Annotated in this window: 17 protein-coding genes; 2 read left to right on the forward strand and 15 right to left on the reverse strand. The window is 38.0% G+C overall.

Going from position 1 to position 20688, the window contains the following annotated elements:
- Positions 1 to 11 precede the first annotated feature (11 nt).
- The 4 genes from BM207_RS03585 to pyrE form a co-directional block, all read right to left on the reverse strand.
- Complete coding sequence (locus BM207_RS03585) at positions 12 to 668, reverse strand: outer membrane beta-barrel protein (protein ID WP_090992206.1); 657 nt, start codon at positions 666 to 668, stop codon at positions 12 to 14.
- Between the two features lie 139 nt (positions 669 to 807).
- Positions 808 to 3405, reverse strand: a complete 2598-nt coding sequence (gene clpB, locus BM207_RS03590; protein ID WP_090992207.1) for an ATP-dependent chaperone ClpB — start codon at positions 3403 to 3405, stop codon at positions 808 to 810.
- A gap of 143 nt (positions 3406 to 3548) precedes the next feature.
- Positions 3549 to 3947, reverse strand: a complete 399-nt coding sequence (locus BM207_RS03595) for an SRPBCC family protein (RefSeq protein WP_090992208.1) — start codon at positions 3945 to 3947, stop codon at positions 3549 to 3551.
- A gap of 2 nt (positions 3948 to 3949) precedes the next feature.
- Entirely contained in the window at positions 3950 to 4612 is a 663-nt protein-coding gene (gene pyrE / locus BM207_RS03600; RefSeq protein WP_090992209.1) for an orotate phosphoribosyltransferase, read from the reverse strand.
- Here pyrE and BM207_RS03605 point away from each other — a divergent pair.
- A complete protein-coding gene (locus tag BM207_RS03605; RefSeq protein WP_090992210.1) occupies positions 4611 to 5222 on the forward strand; it encodes an NUDIX hydrolase in 612 nt (203 codons plus the stop codon). The genes pyrE and BM207_RS03605 overlap by 2 nt on opposite strands.
- A gap of 5 nt (positions 5223 to 5227) precedes the next feature.
- Here the strand turns inward: BM207_RS03605 and coaD are convergent, their stop codons facing one another.
- Genes coaD through BM207_RS03620 form a run of 3 tightly spaced genes read right to left on the reverse strand, consistent with a single transcriptional unit; the run spans position 5228 to position 7076 of the window.
- Positions 5228 to 5689, reverse strand: coding sequence for a pantetheine-phosphate adenylyltransferase (gene coaD, locus BM207_RS03610; protein ID WP_090992211.1), 462 nt, complete (start codon positions 5687 to 5689; stop codon positions 5228 to 5230).
- 23 nt (positions 5690 to 5712) lie between these two features.
- On the reverse strand, positions 5713 to 6255 hold the full coding sequence (locus tag BM207_RS03615; RefSeq protein ID WP_090992212.1) for an RsmD family RNA methyltransferase: 543 nt from the start codon (positions 6253 to 6255) through the stop codon (positions 5713 to 5715).
- A complete protein-coding gene (locus BM207_RS03620) occupies positions 6246 to 7076 on the reverse strand; it encodes a DUF3822 family protein (RefSeq protein WP_090992213.1) in 831 nt (276 codons plus the stop codon). Before BM207_RS03620 ends, BM207_RS03615 begins: the two co-directional genes overlap by 10 nt.
- A 53-nt stretch (positions 7077 to 7129) precedes the next feature.
- Here BM207_RS03620 and BM207_RS03625 point away from each other — a divergent pair, with 53 nt between their 5' ends.
- Positions 7130 to 8584, forward strand: a complete 1455-nt coding sequence (locus BM207_RS03625) for an ATP-dependent DNA helicase (protein WP_090992214.1) — start codon at positions 7130 to 7132, stop codon at positions 8582 to 8584.
- A 4-nt stretch (positions 8585 to 8588) separates the two neighbouring features.
- Here BM207_RS03625 and BM207_RS03630 read toward each other — a convergent pair whose 3' ends face one another.
- From BM207_RS03630 to BM207_RS03665, 8 genes are all read right to left on the reverse strand, one after another.
- Positions 8589 to 9674, reverse strand: a complete 1086-nt coding sequence (locus tag BM207_RS03630; RefSeq protein WP_143095910.1) for a sensor histidine kinase — start codon at positions 9672 to 9674, stop codon at positions 8589 to 8591.
- 282 nt (positions 9675 to 9956) lie between these two features.
- Positions 9957 to 10907, reverse strand: a complete 951-nt coding sequence (locus tag BM207_RS03635; RefSeq protein ID WP_090992216.1) for a hypothetical protein — start codon at positions 10905 to 10907, stop codon at positions 9957 to 9959.
- 127 nt (positions 10908 to 11034) lie between these two features.
- On the reverse strand, positions 11035 to 13203 hold the full coding sequence (locus BM207_RS03640) for a S9 family peptidase (protein WP_090992217.1): 2169 nt from the start codon (positions 13201 to 13203) through the stop codon (positions 11035 to 11037).
- 5 nt (positions 13204 to 13208) lie between these two features.
- Positions 13209 to 14909 (reverse strand): LTA synthase family protein, encoded by a 1701-nt coding sequence (locus BM207_RS03645; protein ID WP_245768015.1) that lies wholly within the window; start codon positions 14907 to 14909, stop codon positions 13209 to 13211.
- Positions 14910 to 15132: 223 nt separating this feature from the next.
- Positions 15133 to 15810 (reverse strand): hypothetical protein, encoded by a 678-nt coding sequence (locus BM207_RS03650; RefSeq protein ID WP_090992219.1) that lies wholly within the window; start codon positions 15808 to 15810, stop codon positions 15133 to 15135.
- A 21-nt stretch (positions 15811 to 15831) separates the two neighbouring features.
- On the reverse strand, positions 15832 to 16611 hold the full coding sequence (locus BM207_RS03655) for an enoyl-CoA hydratase/isomerase family protein (protein WP_090992220.1): 780 nt from the start codon (positions 16609 to 16611) through the stop codon (positions 15832 to 15834).
- Positions 16612 to 16619: 8 nt separating this feature from the next.
- Positions 16620 to 18650, reverse strand: a complete 2031-nt coding sequence (locus tag BM207_RS03660) for a ComEC/Rec2 family competence protein (RefSeq protein ID WP_177217047.1) — start codon at positions 18648 to 18650, stop codon at positions 16620 to 16622.
- A 61-nt stretch (positions 18651 to 18711) separates the two neighbouring features.
- Positions 18712 to 20685 (reverse strand): general secretion pathway protein GspK, encoded by a 1974-nt coding sequence (locus BM207_RS03665; RefSeq protein ID WP_245768016.1) that lies wholly within the window; start codon positions 20683 to 20685, stop codon positions 18712 to 18714.
- Between the last annotated feature and the right edge of the window lie 3 nt (positions 20686 to 20688).

Genomic DNA, 20688 nt, shown 5'->3' on the forward strand with positions numbered 1-20688 from the left:
GTCTTTGATATTTACCAGATATTAATATTTACGCCAATAGAAGGGATGAAATTATCGAGTACTAAATGAAAGTTTTTAGTGGGGCTAAAGTATTCGTCTTGCATAGCTTCCGTACGTCTGGGCTTAAAATAACGCACTACCGGAAACGAAAATTCAATCATCCAATGCTCAGAAGGATAATACACAAAGCCAGGATTTAAACTTGCACCAAAACCTTTATAGGTGTAATCGGTTCGGTATAAATAGCCATTGCCATCAATGTTTTTGTAGGTATTACCCTCAACGGCAATGCTAGCCTGACCAAAGAACAGGAAATTGTTGGCTAAAGGAAAATAATATCTGGTAAAGGGTGCCAAAACAAAGTTTTCCTCTTTGAAACCAAAACCCCTCTCAACCAGTTGCGTCGTTCTATTAAAATAATTATAAGATTCGCCCTTTAGTTGGGATAAATTGTAAGAGATCTCCATGCCAATAGCAAATTTGTTCCCGACAAAATAGCCAATCTTCGGGCCAATTGCCAATGAATTTACATGGATGGCATTCGTGTTTTCATTAGAAGTACCGAAACTTATACTCCCTCCTAGAAAAGTATTTCCTTTTTCGGTTTGCGCACCTGCTGCAAAGCCGAGGGCCAATAGGGAAGCCAGGATAAATAATTTAGGTTTCATAATCTTGTTTTGTGTGTAATCAATATTAATTAATTAAATCACAGAAAACAAGTAGATGAAATTAAATTTTACTCGTAAATATTTGATAAACAGATGAAATTATAAGCTCAAAGCAGAGCAGTGAGCTTATATGATATTTCTATTTGTTTTCGTTCAAAAACACAAACTGGTTGTCGAACATATCCAATTTGATCTTGCTTTCTTTATCAACCGTTCCGGCTAATATGGACTTCGATAGTTCATTCAGAATTCTTTTCTGAATGACACGCTTCAACGGTCGGGCTCCAAATTGAGGATCATAACCCAGTTCTGCTAACCAATCTAGCGCTTCAACGCTTGCATCCATCGTAATTCCCATTTCCGCTAGGGTATCCTGAACATGTTTAAACTGTAAGTTAACAATGCTTCTTATCTCACTTCGGTTAAGAGGGGTGAACATAATCAACTCATCTATTCTATTTAAAAACTCTGGACGAATGGTTTGTTTTAGCAGCTCGAACAACTCATTTTTAGTTTTAGCAATCACTTCATCGCGGTTTTCGTCATCCAACACTTTAAAATTATCCTGTATCAAATGCGAACCAATGTTCGAAGTCATGATAATGATCGTGTTCTTAAAATTTACTACACGACCCTTGTTGTCAGTTAAACGCCCATCATCCAGCACCTGCAATAAGATATTAAATACATCAGGATGTGCTTTTTCGATTTCATCCAACAATACTACCGAATATGGTTTCCTTCTCACTGCTTCTGTTAATTGCCCGCCTTCATCATAACCTACATATCCCGGAGGGGCACCAATTAATCTCGAAACAGCATGTCGCTCCTGATATTCGCTCATATCAATCCTGGTCATCGCATTTTCATCGTTAAAGAGAAATTCAGCTAAAGCTTTTGCAAGCTCAGTTTTACCTACACCAGTAGTTCCTAAAAAGATAAAAGAACCAATCGGTTTACGTTTGTCTTGCAAACCAGCCCTAGATCGGCGGATGGCATCAGAAATAGCTTCTATCGCCTCATCCTGTCCGGCAACACGTTTATGTAACTCAGTCTCTAAGTGAAGAAGTTTTTCGCGTTCGCTTGCAATCAATTTAGTTACCGGAATACCTGTCCAACGAGCTACAACCCCTGCAATATCATCAGCGGTTACCTCTTCCTTAAGCATTCTGCTTTCACTTTGCTGACTTTCGAGTTCAACTTTCAGTTTCTCTACTTTATCCTGTGCCTCTTTGATTTTTCCATAGCGTATTTCAGCAACGCGTCCATAATCGCCAGCACGTTCGGCCTGCTCAGCCTCTAATTTGTAGTTTTCAATTTGTTCCAGCTGGGAGTTTACACTATCTACCAAATCCTTTTCGCCCTGCCACTTTGCCTTCAATTGATCTCTCTCGGCAGATAAATTGGCGATTTCTTTAGATAATTCTTTTACCTTTTTGTCATCGTTCTCTCGCTTAATGGCTTCTCGCTCTATTTCTAAACGCATAATCTCGCGATCCAGTGCATCCACGTTCTCGGGCACGCTGTCCATCTCCATTCTTAATTTAGAAGCGGCTTCATCCATTAAATCGATTGCCTTATCTGGCAAAAACCGATCTGATATATAGCGCTGCGACATTTCTACGGCTGCAATAATGGCTTCATCCTTGATGCTCACCTTGTGGTGCGTCTCATAACGCTCTTTCAATCCGCGTAAAATGGAGATGGCATCCTGGGTATCAGGTTCATCAACAAATACTTTTTGAAAACGACGCTCTAAAGCCTTGTCCTTTTCTAAATACTTCTGGTATTCATCTAAGGTCGTTGCACCGATGGCGCGTAGCTCGCCCCTTGCTAATGCGGGTTTTAAAATATTTGCGGCATCCATAGCCCCTTCGCCACCACCAGCACCTACCAAGGTGTGAATTTCATCTATAAATAAAATAATGTCTCCATCACTTTGCGATACTTCTTTAACTACTGCTTTCAAACGCTCCTCAAATTCTCCTTTATACTTTGCACCGGCAATTAAAGCGCCCATATCTAAAGAGAAAACTGTTTTGGTTTTCAGGTTTTCAGGAACATCACCTTTAATTACCCTAAACGCAATCCCTTCGGCAATGGCAGTTTTACCTACCCCGGGCTCTCCAATTAAGATAGGATTGTTTTTTGTTCTTCGGGATAAAATCTGAATAACGCGACGTATTTCTTCATCTCTACCAATTACAGGATCTAGTTTCCCACTTTCTGCATATTCGTTCAAGTTGCGGGCATATTTGCTCAAGGCCTGGTAAGTGGCTTCCGCATTCTGATCGGTAACGTGATTATCTCCACGTAATTCTTTAATGGCCTTTTTAAGATCTTGTTCGGTTGCGCCCTGCTCCTTTAATAACTTGGAAGTTGCATCATTTGCTGCTAGTATCCCGAGCAAAAGATGTTCTACGGCAACAAATTCGTCTTTAAATTCTTTTAAATAAGATTGGGCTTTCTGTAATGCTGTGTTCGCACTAGCAGATAAATACGGGTTTCCACCGCTTACCTTGGGTAATTTGTCTATCGCTGTGGTTAAGTTTTGCTCAACCGTATTTAAGTTTATATTAAGTTTCTTTAGTACATAAGAAACTACATTTTCGTCAACACTCAGCAAGCCTTTTAGCAAGTGAGCGGTCTCAATTGCTTGTTGCTGATTGCCCTGTACTATTTCAGAAGCTTTTTGTATGGCCTCTTGTGCTTTGATTGTAAAGTTGTTGAAGTTCATACTTGCCTTAAATCAAAACAAATGCCAAGCCAACTTCCAATCACTAATCGGAAATTTTGTCGCTAGGTAAAAAAATTAAATGACGAAATGACCGACGACTTCGTAAGTCGGCCCTCCAAGGGCCAACTTACGAAGTCGGATTCTTAGCCTAAAATCTCTTTGAGTTTCTGGGTTTGGTAATCAACCAATTTTTGAAGTGGGCCAGCCGCCAACATTTTCATCATCATATTCAAATCTGCCGAAATGATATGCTTTGCAGTTGTTGAACCATTTTCATTGGCCGTAACGGTCCACTTTAGCTCAATGTCGAAAGGTGGTTTTTCGGTGGGTAATGCAATGATTTCTTGGTTTTCAATGCGGCTTGAAATTTTAATAGCAAGCTTAGCCATATTCTGAATAGTAAAACTAGCCTCATTGGTAGTGGAAGACCAATTATAGATATTCTCAGGCATTAACTCCTGGTAGTTGTTCAAATCCGAAAGAAATGCATATACTTTCTCTATAGGTAAATTTATTTCTACCGCACTTTCTATAATTGTCATAGTTATGATTCCTTTAGCTCGCTATCTTTGCCCCATTCTGCCGGGTTTTGACGCCATTTGTTTAATAAATCGATATCGTTTTGAGCAATAAAACTGTGCTCTGCGGCATATTTAATTAAAGCGGGATAATTTGATAAAGTTGAATAGCGACATTTTGCAGCTGCAAAGTTCTCATCGGCTTTATCAAAGCCATAGGTAAAGATAGCCACTAAACCTGCTACCGATAAACCAGCAGCACGTAACGCCTCCACGGCCTGTAAGCTGCTTTTTCCGGTCGAGATTAGATCCTCAATAACTACCACACGTTGCCCGTCAATAATCTCGCCTTCAATTAAACTACCCGTACCGTGCTCTTTCGCTTTAGAGCGAACATAAATGAAAGGTAATCCCAATTCTTGTGCTACTAAAGCACCCTGAGGAATACCAGCTGTTGCTACACCAGCAATTACGTCAACCGCACCAAACTCTTCCTGGATAAGTTGAGACAGTTTCTGACGGATGTAGGTCCTTACCGAAGGATGCGATAATGTGATGCGATTATCGCAATAAATTGGAGATTTCCAGCCCGAAGCCCATGTAAATGGATTATTAGGTTGTAATTTAATTGCTTTAATTTGTAATAAAAATTCAGCTACCTTTAATTCAATATCACTTTTATTATACATGGCCCAAAAATACAGAATTTATATCAACGATAACGCTTTGTTTATAGCAGATCGCATTCCTAAACAATTGGAAAAAATACAACATATTGATACACAGAATTTTGATTTTCAAACATTTTATAAAAACCTTCCGAAAGAGGGTAAAAAAAATTATGTTTTAGTTGATAAGGACCCAAAAATGCTATTTAAGATGCTTAAGAAGCAATGTACAGTTATCAAGGCGGCTGGGGGACTGGTAGCGAATAGCAAAGGTGAGATCTTATTTATTTTTAGGAATAAGAAATGGGATTTGCCTAAAGGAAAAGTGGAAAAGGACGAAAAAGTAAAGGTTACAGCAGTAAGGGAAGTGGAAGAAGAGTGTGGGGTGAAAATAGAGAAGCGAAGAAAACTCGTGTGTAAAACTTACCACATTTATGAAATGAACGGGAAGGTGATTTTGAAAAGAACTAATTGGTATAACATGGAAGTAAAAGGTTCTCCAAAATTGGTTCCCCAAAAGGAGGAGGGTATCACTTCTGCTTCCTGGGTAAATGAATCGGGGATTAAAAATAAAGTTAAAAACACCTACCCATTGATCATAGAGGTCTTGAAAGAAGGCGGACTAGTATAAAGGAACTATAAAAAAGTCAAAGCCTCTTTAGGAACAAAAGGACTTACATTTCCATTATTTCTTAAAATGTCACGAACAATGGTAGAGCTAATGGCAGAATACTCTGGTTTGCTTAACAATAAAATAGTTTCTACTTCAGGCATCATGGTCTGATTAATTTGTGCAATAGCACGTTCGTATTCAAAATCGGATGCGGACCGGATACCCCTTACCATATATTTCGCATTAATTTTTCTACAGAAATCTACCGTGAGCCCCTCATAAAGCTGAACTTCAACCTTGGCGTTGTCAGCAAAAATTGTTTTGACCATTTCTTCACGCTGATCGCTAGACAGAAAATTTTGCTTAGCACTATTTAGTCCAATCCCGATCACTATTTTATCGAATAATGGAAGCGACCTGTTTAAAATATCAACATGCGCTATCGTAATTGGGTCGAATGATCCAGGAAATAAAGCAATCTTCATAATCAAATATAGGGAATTAAGGTTTAAACACTCACCTTTTCAAAAAAGCTAAAGGATGAATTTCCGTATTTTCTAACTTCAGTAAAGCCAGGCAGGGTATGTAATTTTAAAAATGGAGGATGCTCGACTATTAAAGTACCATTATCTTCTAACAAATTGTGCTGCATCACTAATACTGGAATCATCGGAATATTCGGCAAATCGTAAGGAGGATCGGCAAAGATAATATGGTATTGATTATTGTCTTGGGTTAAAAACTTAAAAGTATCGCCCTTTTGTGCATCAATTTCGTTCAAATCATATTTTTCGGCTGTTGTTTTTAACCAATGAACACAGCCAGGATGCTTATCCACCGAAGTTACGTGCTGTATACCTCTTGACGCAAACTCGATGCTGATACTGCCAGTTCCACTAAATAAATCCAATACATTGCAATGCTCAAAATCATAGGTATTGTAAAGGATATTGAATAAGGCCTCCTTGGCCATATCGGTGGTAGGCCTTACCGGTAATTTTGCAGGCGCATTAAATTGCTTACCTTTTAATTTTCCGCCAATTATACGCATTGGGTTAATGCTAATAAAGTGGTATAATAATGTGAAGGCATGTCTTCTAAAACTTGTCGATCTAACGTAGAATCTACAAAATCAAGAAAATGGATAGCCTTAAAGTATTTTTTCAGACAACCATAATGCAGATCTTCCTGTACAATAATACCGGTAATATAAACCTGGGTATTATCAAAATTAATTGATAATTGATTTGATATCAATAGTATATAATAATTAAACTCCTCGGCCGACTCTATTTCATAACATTGTTGGAAGATAACATTTTTATCCGCTACAAATAAAACGTGCATCGAACCTGCAGTAAAGTCGATGTATAAAGAAGAGCCGGTATTATTTTCGGCTAGTTTAAGGAGCGGCGAATACGGCTGATATTTTTTACTATTGGCGAACCACTGGTTAATGATTTCATCTGTGTCCTTTGAGAAAGAATACATGGAGGTAAAGCCAAAATTGGCATGTGAGGCCGTGTAAATATCTGCTGAACTATGCGCAGGGAAAAATTTGGTATATAAATTCGGTTCCTCGTTCTGATAAAGCTCATTGGGTACAGCAAGATGATTTTCTGTACAAACAGCAATCTTGATTTCGGCAAATGATAATCCTAAATAAACATCATTTTTAATCCTACTTCCTAAATTTTTTGAAACATCGGTTATTTCCTGCTCATCATAAACCGCAACCACCTTCTTCAATTCGTTGTTTACAATGGCATATGAAAAACTATCCATTCCTATGCTAACTAATAAACTGCAGTGCACAGCAGTGCCGGGGTCAAATTTAGGGTCGATTAATAGGATGCTGTTTTGTCTATTCATGTTTTACAAAAATAATTCTTTTTTCTATAACATTACCATTGCATCTTTGCTAAATGGATAAAGCTAGTTTAATTGCACAAACCTATCAATTTCCGCCTACAAACGAGCAGTTAATATTTTGTCAGAAAGTTGCAACGTTTTTAACCCAGCAGCAGCATCACAGCTGTTTTATTTTGCGAGGTTATGCTGGAACTGGTAAAACCACGTCCATTGCAGCTCTTGTGGGAGCTTTACCGCACTTTAAATTAAAGGTAGTGTTGCTGGCACCAACAGGTCGCGCCGCCAAAGTAATCAGCAATTATACCGGAAAAAGAGCTTTAACGATCCATAAAAAAATCTATAGAAAGCGATCAGCTGTATCCTTAGAGATGGCTTTTCAGCTAGCTCCCAATTTAGCAGAGCAAACTTTGTTTATTGTGGATGAGGCCTCGATGATTGCAGATGAATGGAATCAACAAAACGGATCATCATTTCTAAAAGACCTTATTGAATTTGTTTATCAACCATCACCCACCGGAGAGAATAAAAATTGCAGCCTGTTATTTGTTGGCGATACTGCGCAATTACCTCCGGTAGGGAGTATCGAAAGCCCAGCATTAAATGAGAAATATCTTAAAGACCATTTTAACTTACAGGTAACTGCAGTAGAATTAAAAGAAGTCGTTAGGCAAGAAAAAAAATCTGGTATATTAACCAATGCAACGATGCTACGCAAACTCATTCATCATTACGCAGCCGACAGCAAAACATTACCCCAATTTAAATCGAAAGGTTACAAGGATTTATTTAGGATGACTGGAGCCAAATTAGTGGAAGGATTGGAATATGCCTATGGTAAGTTCGGAATAGAAAATTCTTTGGTAGTGTGCCGTTCTAATAAATCAGCCAATGTTTACAATAACCAAATTAGAGCCAGGCTGTTATATAGAGATGAAGAATTAAGCGGGGGCGACCAAATTATGGTGGTTCGTAATAATTATTTTTGGCTTCCCGATAATGCAAATGCAGCCTTTATAGCAAATGGTGATATGGCTAAAGTTGTTCGCGTACGAAGAGAGGAAGAGCGTTATGGATTTAGGTTTGCGGAAGTTAACTTAGAGTTTTTAGATTTTCCGGAAGCGGGCACCATTACTTGCAAAGTCATACTAGATACCCTCCAGGCCGAAACACCAAATTTGTCTTATAGTCAGGGTAAACAGTTATTTGAAGGCCTGTTAGTTGATTACGAACATATCAGCAACAAAAAAGAGCGGATGCAGGCCATTAAAGAAGATCCTTATTACAATGCTTTACAAATTAAATTTGCTTACGCAGTTACTTGTCATAAGGCTCAGGGCGGACAATGGGATGCTGTTTTTGTAGATCAGGGTTACCTGACAGATGAAATGATTGATCTGGACTTTTTAAGATGGCTATATACCGCCGTAACGCGGGCTAAAAAAGAACTCTTTTTGGTGAACTTTGCCTCTAATTTATTTGTAAATAATCACATCGAGGAAGATTTCTAAGCTTTTAGGGAAATAGCACGGTGAAAGTCGTCCCTTTATTTTCTTCGCTTTCCACCAGTAGTTCACCTCCATGCTGTTGCATTATTTTTTGTGAAATGTGTAAGCCAAGTCCAATGGATTGTTCTCCATGTAAACCTTTTCTTCCCGCTTGCGAGAATTGCTGAAAAATATAAGACAACAGCTCTTTTGGAATTCCAATTCCATCATCTTTAACTTTTATTTCAATACGCTTTGCAATTTTTCTTAAGCTTATATTGATGATTTTATCATCTGAAGAGAATTTAATAGCATTACTGATTAAATTATCTAACACCCGCTCTAATTTAGAGGCATTTGCATGGGCATAAATTTTGTCCTCATCTAAATGAAGAATCAGATCCCTTTTACTATTTGTTTTCCATTTTTCAACCGTCGATGTGAGAAAAGAGTTCAGGTTTAACGCCTGAGTATCTAACTGGATTTTATCCGTTTTTATGGCTTCCAACAAATCATTGATAATGTTTTTGGCCTGTTGGGAAGCAGTTAAGATATGCTTTAGCTCTTCCTTAGGATCCTCATTATATAGTAGGGTACTTAAAGCTTCGATGTTATGCAATGGATTTCTTAAATCATGCGCCACAAATCCCAAAATCTCTCCCTGTTGGGCGTGTAGTTTTTCCACTTCTAGATTTTTTTCTTCGAGTTGTTTAAGCCTAACAAAATGCTGTGATTTGAAAAAATAACTGTACCTCGAAAAGCAAAGTAATATAAAACCCAATATAACCCCCGCAAAAACATTCATCATCTTATCCTCAAAGCTGATGGTGGCTGAAATCATACTGAGCCAGTAAACAAGCGTGATGAAGATGGCTATGAGCGTTATTTCAATATATTCAAGTGCAAAAAACAAACTAACAGTCGCAATACCTATCAAAAACAGTGTTAAAGTATTTTTGGTGTTATGCATAGAAACCGTGTAACTGGCACTGAAAGAAACCAAAAGCAAAAAGACAATAAATAAAATGGTAATACCCTTCTTCAGTAGTTGGTTGTTTTGGTAGAATTTTAAGGTAACGCTGCTACTGACCAATAAGAAGAAAGTACCGCACATTTGCGTCCAATTAAGGGTAGAATACGCGTTATAATTTTGTACTTTGATAATCTCGTCGTAATAAAAAAGTGATAAGAGCCTAAACAACACTGAAAAAATAAAGAAAACAGCACTTAGCACCCTTACTTGTCTCACATTAGAGAGGACGTAAAAATCCTGGAAAGCGGCTGAGAACCTCGATGGTGTTTGGTAATTAAATAGCGTAGCCAATTGAAAACGATTAGATTTTTAAAAATAGTAAAACAATATCGACTTCCCTAAATTAATTGTTAAGTTTTTACACTATCCCAGTTCCCAAGCTAAACCTTCTGGTTTTTCTTCAATTATAGTTTCCACTATTTCCATTGGTAAAAATGGCACTTCAATTCCATCTTTATATTTTGATGCAAATACAATAGATCCTGCCCTTGCTCTTCTAGAATTTATATTGCATTTATCGTCTAAATAATGAATTGCAATAGCCACTAATACTGCGCGATCACCTCCTAAAACTAAAGGGATATTTAATTTTGCTCCACGAAATTTGCTGATCAATGGGATGGTAAGTGGATTAACCGGGATGGTCTGGTGTTCATCACCATTCAAATCCATATTATAGCACATCAATTCTATCACTGCGGTCGTCGCCCTTTCAATCTGCTTAATCCCTGTGCTTTCTCCAAATGCGATATTAAGTTGGTTTGGTAACAGCACCGCTATAGTTGGATACGTAAATAACAGGGTGTCCAATTGTATAAAACTACTAAATTGAAAGCCAGTGAGGAGCTTTATATCTCCCTGCATCAGTTTTTTATTGCCCGAAAAATCTTGAGATATAGTCTTAAAAACTGCTAGGATTTGTTTGTTAAGGCGATTAATGATCGTGTCATCAGCGCCATAGACAAACAATGGCTTAAAAGCTTTTCTAATCTTGGCTGCGGCGCTGCTTGCCGCTCCAAAATCAGCGCTACTTTTCTTGGAGGCCTCCGTTTGGTTAATGGGCTTGGATGACTTAGACCTCACCGCATTTCTCCCTTTTTTCTTGGAAAAAATTAAATCCCCAAGCTTGCCAGAAAGTTGAATTATTCCTCCTTGTGTTGCCATATTTTTCGTACCTTTACATAACATCAACCGATGTGTAAAGCTAAGATAGTCAAAGGCTTTCATATTTAGCTTCCTGGCATCATTCACTGGCCAATATTCAAACCCAACCGCACTTAACTCGAGTCCACCCCAAGTCCGCACTAAGTCCACGCTATGTCCACATTAAATCCAGGGTAGTAAGCTTGTTCCAAGCTTGTACCTCCCTTGTCACTCCCTATATAAAGGCCCCAAAGCTTAACGTTAAGCTTTGGGGCCTTTATGGGATATATGGTGACTATTACCTGCCTCCTGGCGGACAATTCTCTTTCAAGAACTTGGTAAAGACTAGCGATAAGTGTTCTCTGGTTCCGGCGCCTTCTGCAATACCATGTGTACGGTTAGGATAGCTCATCATCTGGAAAACCTTTTTGTTTTTAATCAACTCATTAATCAACATCTCCGCATTTTGATAATGAACATTATCATCACCGGTACCATGAATATATAACAAGTTACCAACCAGGTTTTTGGCATAAGTAATGGGCGAACCTTTTATATACGCCTCTGTACTTGGGAATGGAGTGCCCATGTAACGCTCCTGATAAATATTATCATAGGTTAGCTGGTTAGCGACTGCAGCTACAGCAATCCCGGTTTTATAAATTTCTGGATATTGGAACAGCAAGTTTAGCGTTGAGGAACCACCGCCGCTCCATCCATGTACTGCTACGCGATCTTTATCCATAAAGGGATAGGTTGCCAGTAGCTTTTTAGTGGCCATTGCCTGATCCCGGATATTAATTACCCCTATATTTTTATAAATGCTTTTACGCCATGCGGCACCCTTTGGTACAGGAGCACCTCTATTATCCATCGATATATAAATGTAGCCATCCGCTGCCATATCGCCATGATATAAACTATTTCTACCCGCACCGAAAACATCAGCAGCAGTTTGCGATGCCGGTTCGCCATACACATAAAATACCACCGGATACTTTTTAGTGCTGTCAAAATTATCCGGTTTTTTCATCCATCCATCCATTTCAACACCATCTTCGGTTGTTACTTTAAAAAACTCCACTTTGTTTTTTGGCGGTTGTTGCTTTGCAAGCTGATTGGTAATACTTCCCTCCATGGTTAATGGATTCTTTGTCGTAAAATTCATCCACTCGGTAACCGGACTCACAATGGAACTGTTATAGCTGTGTCTCGCAAATAAACCATTCGGAGAAATGGTATAACTATGTGTGCCGGGTAACACTGATGGCGTTACCATTTCTAATTTACCTTTCCCATCTAATCTTGTTTTATAAAGGTATTTTTGGGTCGCATTATTGGGCGACGCGCTAAAATAAACCAGATTGTTCTTTTCGTCAATTAAATTAACGTCCATTATATCATACTGGCCATTGTTAATGAGCGTCTGCTTTTTGCCATCTTTACTTATTCTATATAGATGTCGCCAACCGTCTTTCTCACTCTCCCAAATAAATTCTTTATTGCCGTTTAACCAAGTCCAGCCATCATTTGGATCAATCCAAGCCTGACTGTTCTCTTTCAAAATTTCGGTTATGTTACCCGAATTTATATTGGCAACAAATACCTTGCTTTCGTTTTGTTCACGGTTTAACTGTTGTAAAATTACCTCATTGGTATTCGGTATCCACTCCATGCGTGGAATATAATGTTGCACATTGTCGCCCGGAACAGCAAGCCAATTCGTTTTAGCAGTTTGCAGATCTACGATGCCTATCTTGCAAGAAGACGGGTCCTGGCCAACTTTAGGATATTCAACCGGAACGGTAAAAGAATAGATCGAATCGGTATTGTTCATCATCAAAAAGTTTTTGATCCTGGTTGCATCTATTTGCCAATAGGCAATAGATTTTCCGTCAGGGCTCCATCTGAAGCCATCCAAACAATTGAATTCCTCTTCGTAAACCCAATCAAATGTGCCATTGATCATTCTGCTGGTGCCATCCGTAGTAAGTGCCTTTGAACTATGTGTGGCCAAATCTTCCACATAAATATTGTGACCGCTAACATAGGCTACCTTGCTGCCATCTGGTGAGAATTTCGCAAACATCAAAGAAGATGCAGGTTTATCCTTACCAATTTGAGTAAGCGTGCCGTTACCGATGTCGGCTACCCAGTAATCTCCGCGACTGTCCTGACGCCAAACTCTCCTTGTATTGGTATAAATTAATGCTTTTTTACCATCATCGGTTAGTTGGAAGCTTCGTACCGATAGGGGGGAGCCAGCATTTGGCGGAGTAAGCAGGGCGCTACTAATGATCACTTTCCGTTCGTTTTTAGGTAAAGTTACCGTGATAATTTCTCCACCCGAATTGAGGTAGTAAGCATTTCCTTCCTTGGTCCAGTTTAGCCCTCCTCTTTGTGCGTAGGCTTGGCTGTAGCTTCCGATGAAAACTGCGATAGCGATTAAAATTTTGGTTATTTTCATTGGTTTTATAGTTTTATAAATTGTTGATAAACAGTTTGTAGGTAGGATTTTCCAAGTTTTAAATTAGTTTGGGTAGCACTAGCGTTATTTGCATCCGCTTCGTAGAGTATGCTCTTGCCCACATTGTCAAATGTAACACTTTGTTGTTGGTTGATAAAACCAAATCCGTTATCCCAACTAAAGAACGCAAATCCGTTAGTGTAAGGGTTTAATAGATTTTTGCTCCAGGTAAATTCTTTAGCGGAAATATTTAATTGGGCAAGCAATGTTGAAGCGAGGTCTTGCTGACTGCCGATGATATCAGAACTTTGACCCCTATATTCCTCTTTTATCACCTCTCCGAAAAATAAAAGGGGTATGTGATAACGTTGCGGCATAAAGATATCGTATTTGTTTTTAGGATAAAGATGACCATGGTCGGCTATGACGATAAACAACGTATTTTTATACCAATCTTGCTTTTTAGCTTTTGTTAAATAAGCGTTCATACACGAATCAGTATAATAGGCAGTGCTTTTAAAGCGCTGCACAGGATCCGATTTACCAAACTTGTAAGCGGTAGGCAGTTCAAATGGCTCGTGGTTTGTTAATGATAAAATTGTAGCAAAAAACGGCTGTGGGGTGTTACTTGCGGCTTGTAATTGCTTATCGAAAACAAGATCATCATAGGCTCCCCATTTTGAATTCATATCTTTTTTATCGAAGCTATTCTTATCTGTTAAAACACTGTAATCGTGACTTAAAATAAATGCTTTATAATTATCAAACTCCGATTCTCCTCCGTAAAAGAAAGAGGTATGATAGTTTTTTCTGGCAAGGGACTGACTAATCGCAGGTATTTTCTGCATCTTTTCAGGCCACTTTACAATGCTGCCAGTTCCCAAGGTGGGGAAGCCGGTTAAGGTGCCAATTAAACCTTTGTCGGTTCGGTTTCCTGCAGCATAAATTTTGCTAAATAAGAAGCCTTTTTGCATTAAGCTATCGAGGTGGGGACTAATACCATCTTCATTGCCAAGCGTTTTGGTGAGGTTTGCCGTAAAGCTCTCGAGGAGAAAAATAACCACATTGGGTGTTTTAGTCTTAAGGATGTTGAGGGTGCTGTCTTTTTTAACTTGATATAGTTGGGCTACATTTTTAGCTGCCTCCGTTTCATTAAAATAACGATAAGGATTTTTATTGGTTTTTTTTGAAGCTAACAGGCTTGATATCAAGTTCCATTCTGTATTAACTGCTGCATGATTGAGTATTGGATGTTCGCTAAAATAGGCCATACTTTGGTTATTTGGGGCTACACCGGTGCCACCTCTGATACAGATAAAATTAATACCTAAGAAAAGCAATGCGATCACTATTTTTAACCAAGTCCGCCCTTTTTTTAACTGATATTCGGTTTTTGTGATTTTAGCGTTTAAGTAAAATGAAACGGCTACCAGCACTAAAAAAGTAAGTATGCTGAGCAAGATAGGTGAAGATGCGCTCGACGCCAGCGCTTCATTGGGGGTTTCGATTAGAAAGCCGAAAGCGCGTTCATTTACCTTACTTCCCCATTCCCTGTAAATATTAAAATTAATGACTGCTAATAAGCTAAAACATACAATGAAAAACCTATTGTAGCTGTTAATCCAGCGCAGATTTAGGGCTGACCGGTTGCTTAAAAACCAAAAAAAGAAGGCTAGTAGGGGAATAGTACACAAATAAGCCGTCATAGAGAGGTCTAATCGAAGCCCATGGTAAAGTGTCAATATTCGTTCCGTAAAGGGAATGTCTCTAAGTTTTCGATGGAAAATGAATAGAAAGGCAAGGCGCTCTATTAAGAAAAATAGTATCCAAAAAGCAAAAAATCGGACAAAAAAAATCAGGCTTTTAAACATTGGCTGCTAATTTAATAAAAAGCCATGATAAAAGCCTGATTGTCCGGTTGCTTAAAACTTACTCGCCACCACCTTGCATGGCCATAATTTCTTCCATTGTTTTAAGCTCATATCCTTTAGGTACTTCCAACGATAGGGCGCCAACTTTTTCTTCCGTAATTCCTTTTAAGGTATAAGTTGTTTTAACAGTTTGTTGAAATGTGGTATACTTAACAAGCGTACCTTTTACATCTTTAAATTGTTCACCAAAATAACCTGCTGGTAATTCAACGTCATTCGTTGTCCATAATTCATAAGCAGTTCCTTTGTCATCTTTATACGTGTATTTTTCAGCATTGTAAGCACCCATCATTTTTTTCTCGCCTGTTGCTTTAAAGTCGCTGAACTTAGGAGCTTTAGCCATTTCTTTTTCAAATGCGGCTTTATCCATTTTAACGGCCAACTGCATTTGCGCTACTGGAACGTCAATTAAAGTTAAACCATTGTGTTCAACAAAATTTTGTACGATGGTAATAGTAGCGGGGCCAGTTTCAAATGAGAATTTCATTAAATTACCATTTAATTTAGTTTTTACTTCAGTTGGCAGCATAGCAATAGCTCCCTCTTGTTCGGCCGTTGGATGATATTCTGAAGTGTAGGTAATTGTTCCTTCTGCTATTTTCTTTTGTGCATGGGCAACGATAGCTGTGCTAATTAAAATTGCGGCTAAAACGCCAGTTTTGATAGATTTGAACATAGTATTAGTTTTAAAATTAGTTTACCATTTTATTTTTTCCTTATTAATAAAGGAGGCTATTCCCTTTTTGAAATCCTCACTTTCCCTAACCCTTGCATTAATTTGTACCGCTGACTCGAGACTTTTCTCTAATCCATCGTAAGTAACTTCATTTATTAATTGTTTTGTTACACTTAATGAACTAGTAGAGGAGTTAGCACACAAATTTAAAGCAAAATCATTTACCTTTTGAGCAATTTCTGCTTGGTTTGTTACAAAGGAAATCAAATTATAATTTAAAGCAGTTTCGGCACTGAATAATTCGCCTGTTAGTAAAATTTGTTTAGCAATTGTTTCACTCGTCTTACGCATTAATAAACAAGAAACAATGGCTGGGACAAATCCAAGTTTCACCTCAGTATAGCCGAAATTGGCCTCAGGAACTGCAAAAATAACATCACAAACCGTTGCTAATCCACATCCACCGGCTATCGCATGTCCTTCTACTTGTGCAATTACAATTTTTGGTAAATAGAGAATTGTGGTAAAAAGTTCTTTGAGGTTCTTCGAATCCGCTAGGTTCTCTTCATAGCTATTCCGTTGCAATTGTTGTAAATATGCTAAATCAGCTCCAGCACTAAATACTGGTCCATTTGCTTTCAAAATAACAACTTTAACATCAACATCTTCGCCCGCCTTTACCAGATAATGTGTTAATAAATTTACCAATTCAGGATTTAAAGCATTTCTTTTTTCAACCCTATTGATTATAATGCTCGCTATTCTGTTCCTTACTTCATATAAAACAATAGGCTCGCTCATGGTGGCTTTTAATTTAAGTCGATCAAATATGCTTTATTTTTCTTTAAAACAGTTGGTACGATGTTAATTTTCTTTGCACCATCCACATATTTTTTAATATTGAACGTAGTGTTACTCCCATCAACAACCAAACCATTAAAGTTAATTGTTTTTCTCAGATCGGCTAATTTGATTCTCGGATTTTGATGGAGCCATACCATATCGAAAGCTGGGTTTTTGGCGATGGATTTGTAGTTAAATGAACTATCTATTAATAAGATATCATGGTTGAAAAACTTAATCTGATGATGTTTCTTCCTAAAAAACTTATAATCAAGGTCGGTCTGCCATTTTATTAAGTGGCTGTTCTTTATCTTTAGTTGATCTAAAGCAGGCTGTATAAAAAAGGTAAAGTTTTTGTCTTTTGCCGATAAGTTGGTCACTACAATGGCCTCTTGCCTATTAATAAATGCTGTTGCATAGCCATTGCGCAGTGTAAAAAACAATATTTTTCGCTGCTCTTTAGCGCGTATGGTACTTAATGTAAATGATAGGTGTAAGCTCAAGCATAGTAAAAGCGCACTTATTAGATTGTATTTCTTTCTTCCCACTAATGCAAGGATCCCAAATGCTAGTGCTGTACCTAACAGGCACAGCTCAAATTTACTGATCCATATCTGATTAACTCCCGAAAATGGTAGATTGGCAATCCAGTTCAATCCACGGTTCATAAAAATGATAATCCACTCAAAAATTGGAGCAAGAAAATATAATTTGAATAATAATATGCTAATTCCCAGATACATCAATAAGGTTATGGGTATCAAGATAAAAAGATTGCTCACCATAAAATATACCGGGAATTGATGAAAATAATAAATACTAAGGGGAAAAGTTGCAATTTGGGCGGCCACACTCAGCGAAATAGATGACCATAACCAGTTTGCCCAACGGTATTTAAAATATAAGCACTTATAAATTTTGGGCTGAAGATAAATTAAACCTATAACCGCTAAAAAGGAAAGCTGAAAGCCTACATCCCAAATAAAAAAGGGGTTATAGATTAATAAACAAAAGGCGGTAAAGGCTAATATATTATAACTGTTTATATATTGGTTAAAAGATCTTGCTGCAATGTATACGGTTAGCATAATTGCCGATCTGAGTACGGACGGCGAAAATCCGGTTAACAGCGCATAAAACCAGATGAGGACGCAAATGAGAATGATTTTCAATATACGTAAGCTTCTTTTTCTTTCCAGAAAACCGAGTAACCAATTCAAAACCAAATAAATAATCCCCACATGCATTCCCGAAACAGAGAGCGCGTGGATGGTGCCGGTTTTACTATAGGCGGACAACGTTTCCTCGCTAAGATCAGCTCTGTAGCCTAATATTAAGGTTGATGCGACCGCAAATGCCTCTTTATTTTTGAGAAGTCTATTATAGTGTGCAATCTGGGCCTTCCTAAGAAGTAAAGCATATTTTATGAGTGGGTTTCCGCTACTAAAACCAGTTTTTACAACACTCTTTTGTTGAATGAATACTTGTCGGTAAACCTTTTTAGCTTTAAGCCACCCCTGAAAGTCGAACTCAGCTGGATTATAGGGAGGAGCGATGGGGCTATGCTCAGCGATTAGCAACAGCTCTTCCCCATAGTAATACTTACTGGGGATTACTGTGTCTATATTGATGATAACCAATAGCTTGCCTATTGTTTTTTCAAAATTTTTGCCATTCCCTATCCCAGTAACATTTGCAGTAAATCTTACTGTTGTATTTCCAACCTGAGGCTCGTTATCAATCCATATTTTTAGTTGGTTGCCGGTATATTTAGCGAAATAGTTAGTCGCTAAGGTGTTATTGTTTAAGAGACTTAAGGTGCTCCCAAAAGCAAAAAGGAAAAAGGAAAATAAAATTCCGGTTAAATGTTTAAAACGATATGCCCTTAATGATGTGTAAAAAACATTAATCCCACATAGGGTTAAAAATAAACCTCCAGTGATAAAAAATATAATATCCTTATAGTCTGCGCTTTCGATGGGGTATGACCAGCACATTCCAGCTGTTAATGGAATTAACATTCTTACAAAAAGAATTTCGGCGCTATGAGTCACATCACTAGAATTGATAGCGGAGTTGAAGCTTTACCTCGGTTTTTTTATTCCCATTTATTTCATCCAAGCCAGCGCCTATTGTTGTGGTGTGTTGATAATAGAAGAGTGCATATCTTAACCACATGTCTATGTTTTTGCGGAGTTTATATTTAACATTCACATAGCTCCTGAAACCTGACCCATGATACATACCAAAGCTAAAATTGTACAAAATATCGTCTTCATAGGCATATAGTCGGCTATCATAAGAAGGAGTAGTAAAATAGGCTAGTCTTAAATTAGCCGTAAATTTTGAGTTAATTGGAGCAATCGCCAGATCCTGGTAAGCCAAATAACCAAGTTCAGATTTTGCTGTTCCTTTCCGATAATGAGCTACTTCAAGTCTGTTCTGAAGTTTTATGAGCTTATTAAGCTTCCAGTTTACGTCTATGCTAAAGGATTCCTTTTTTACGTCTTCCAAATAGTTGATGGGCACGGTTAAGGAGGTGTTTTGTTGCTTCAATTCCCTTTTATATCTTAATCGCGCCTTAAAAGTTTTAGTGGGGGTATAAGCAGCTTGTACCAGTGTTTCATACCCTTTTGAAGGTGCATCTATCCTAAACTTTAACCATGGAAACTTGAAGTAATCAGTATATAAAGAAATCAACCATTGCTTTGAAGGACTAATATTTAAGCCAGTGTAGAATCCATTTTCATTGGCTCCATCAGACTCTCCGGGGGCTTGATTAAAGAAATTATGGTAATTTTTTTGGTATTTACGGTATAAGAAAACACCGGATACTTGATTGGAAAAACTAATGAGCATCGCATTCATCAGTGCTGTTCCACTTTTTAGGCTTTTGGCAATTTCACCAAAGAAATAGATATTTTTATACGTATAATCATAATTGAACCCAAAGTTTGTTAATCGCTCTCCAGTGAAATTAAACAACCTGTAAGTAATATCATTAGTTATAAATGTTTTGCTGTAATGAGACTGATAGAGTACTGCACCGAGATTTAAATAGCGGTGCTGGTACGTTAAGGCTAAACCGTAACTCTGTTGTGTTACCGTTCGCGCATTCCTCAGTTCTGTTGCCGTTCGATGATAGCCCGTTTCATTGAGGGTGGTGAGGAAAGTGTTCGCCTTGAGCGCGGCGTCATGTCTTCGCAGTGACCAAAAGGTAGTGGCCTCAAGTTTTTTTGATAGAGAGATCTTAGTGGCTAATCCTCTAAAAAAAGAGTATTCATTGGCTGAGGCATAAGGTTTTAGACCAACATCTTTTTTCGCAGCGCTTGTAACATCGGGGCCTTTGCCGAAACCAAAGCCCGACCACAAAGACAGGCCTTGCCCAAATTGTAAGCTATAATCTCCAACAATTAACTTTTTAAATATACCGAGGTTATGGATAGTCAAATTAGCCGATATAAAATCTGTTGGCTTAGCGATCAACTTTTCTCCCGCATCTTTTTCTAACACGAGTGAAAGCATTAATCTGTTAAATAAGTTGTATTTGTATCGGAGCAAAGTTTTTTCTGGCGTTCCGAGGTATCGGCTTCCAGTTAAATTTCTGAAGCCTTTTTGTTTTTCCAATGTTCTTGCATATCGAATAACTAGATCACTTTCACCCAAACTGGTCAAATTCGCTAGTGATATTCGAGGTTTTAGGTCAACTTCATTAATTTGCACAAATGGTAATATTCTTCGTACCGTTAGGCTGTCGAAACCATCAATTGCCTGTAATTCTAAAACGTCGATCAATTTACCATTTACTGATAAATAGTTACAGAAGTTCGAGATTTGAAGTGGAGATAGGAAAAATAATTCTTTCAACTCGTCTGCCTCGGTACGATTTAAGTTTATCGGATGCTTCCTAAGAAAAATTAAACGTTCTGTTAACTCTGAAAGATCAAAATCTTCAGGTAAATCCTCAGCTAAATCTTCCAGTAGCTCTTTAATAAGTAAGTCTTCCTGAGCTTTAACCGTAAAAGAAAGCATTAA

The organism is Pedobacter insulae, from assembly GCF_900113525.1.
In the GTDB taxonomy this organism is placed as follows: Bacteria; Bacteroidota; Bacteroidia; order Sphingobacteriales; family Sphingobacteriaceae; genus Pedobacter; species Pedobacter insulae.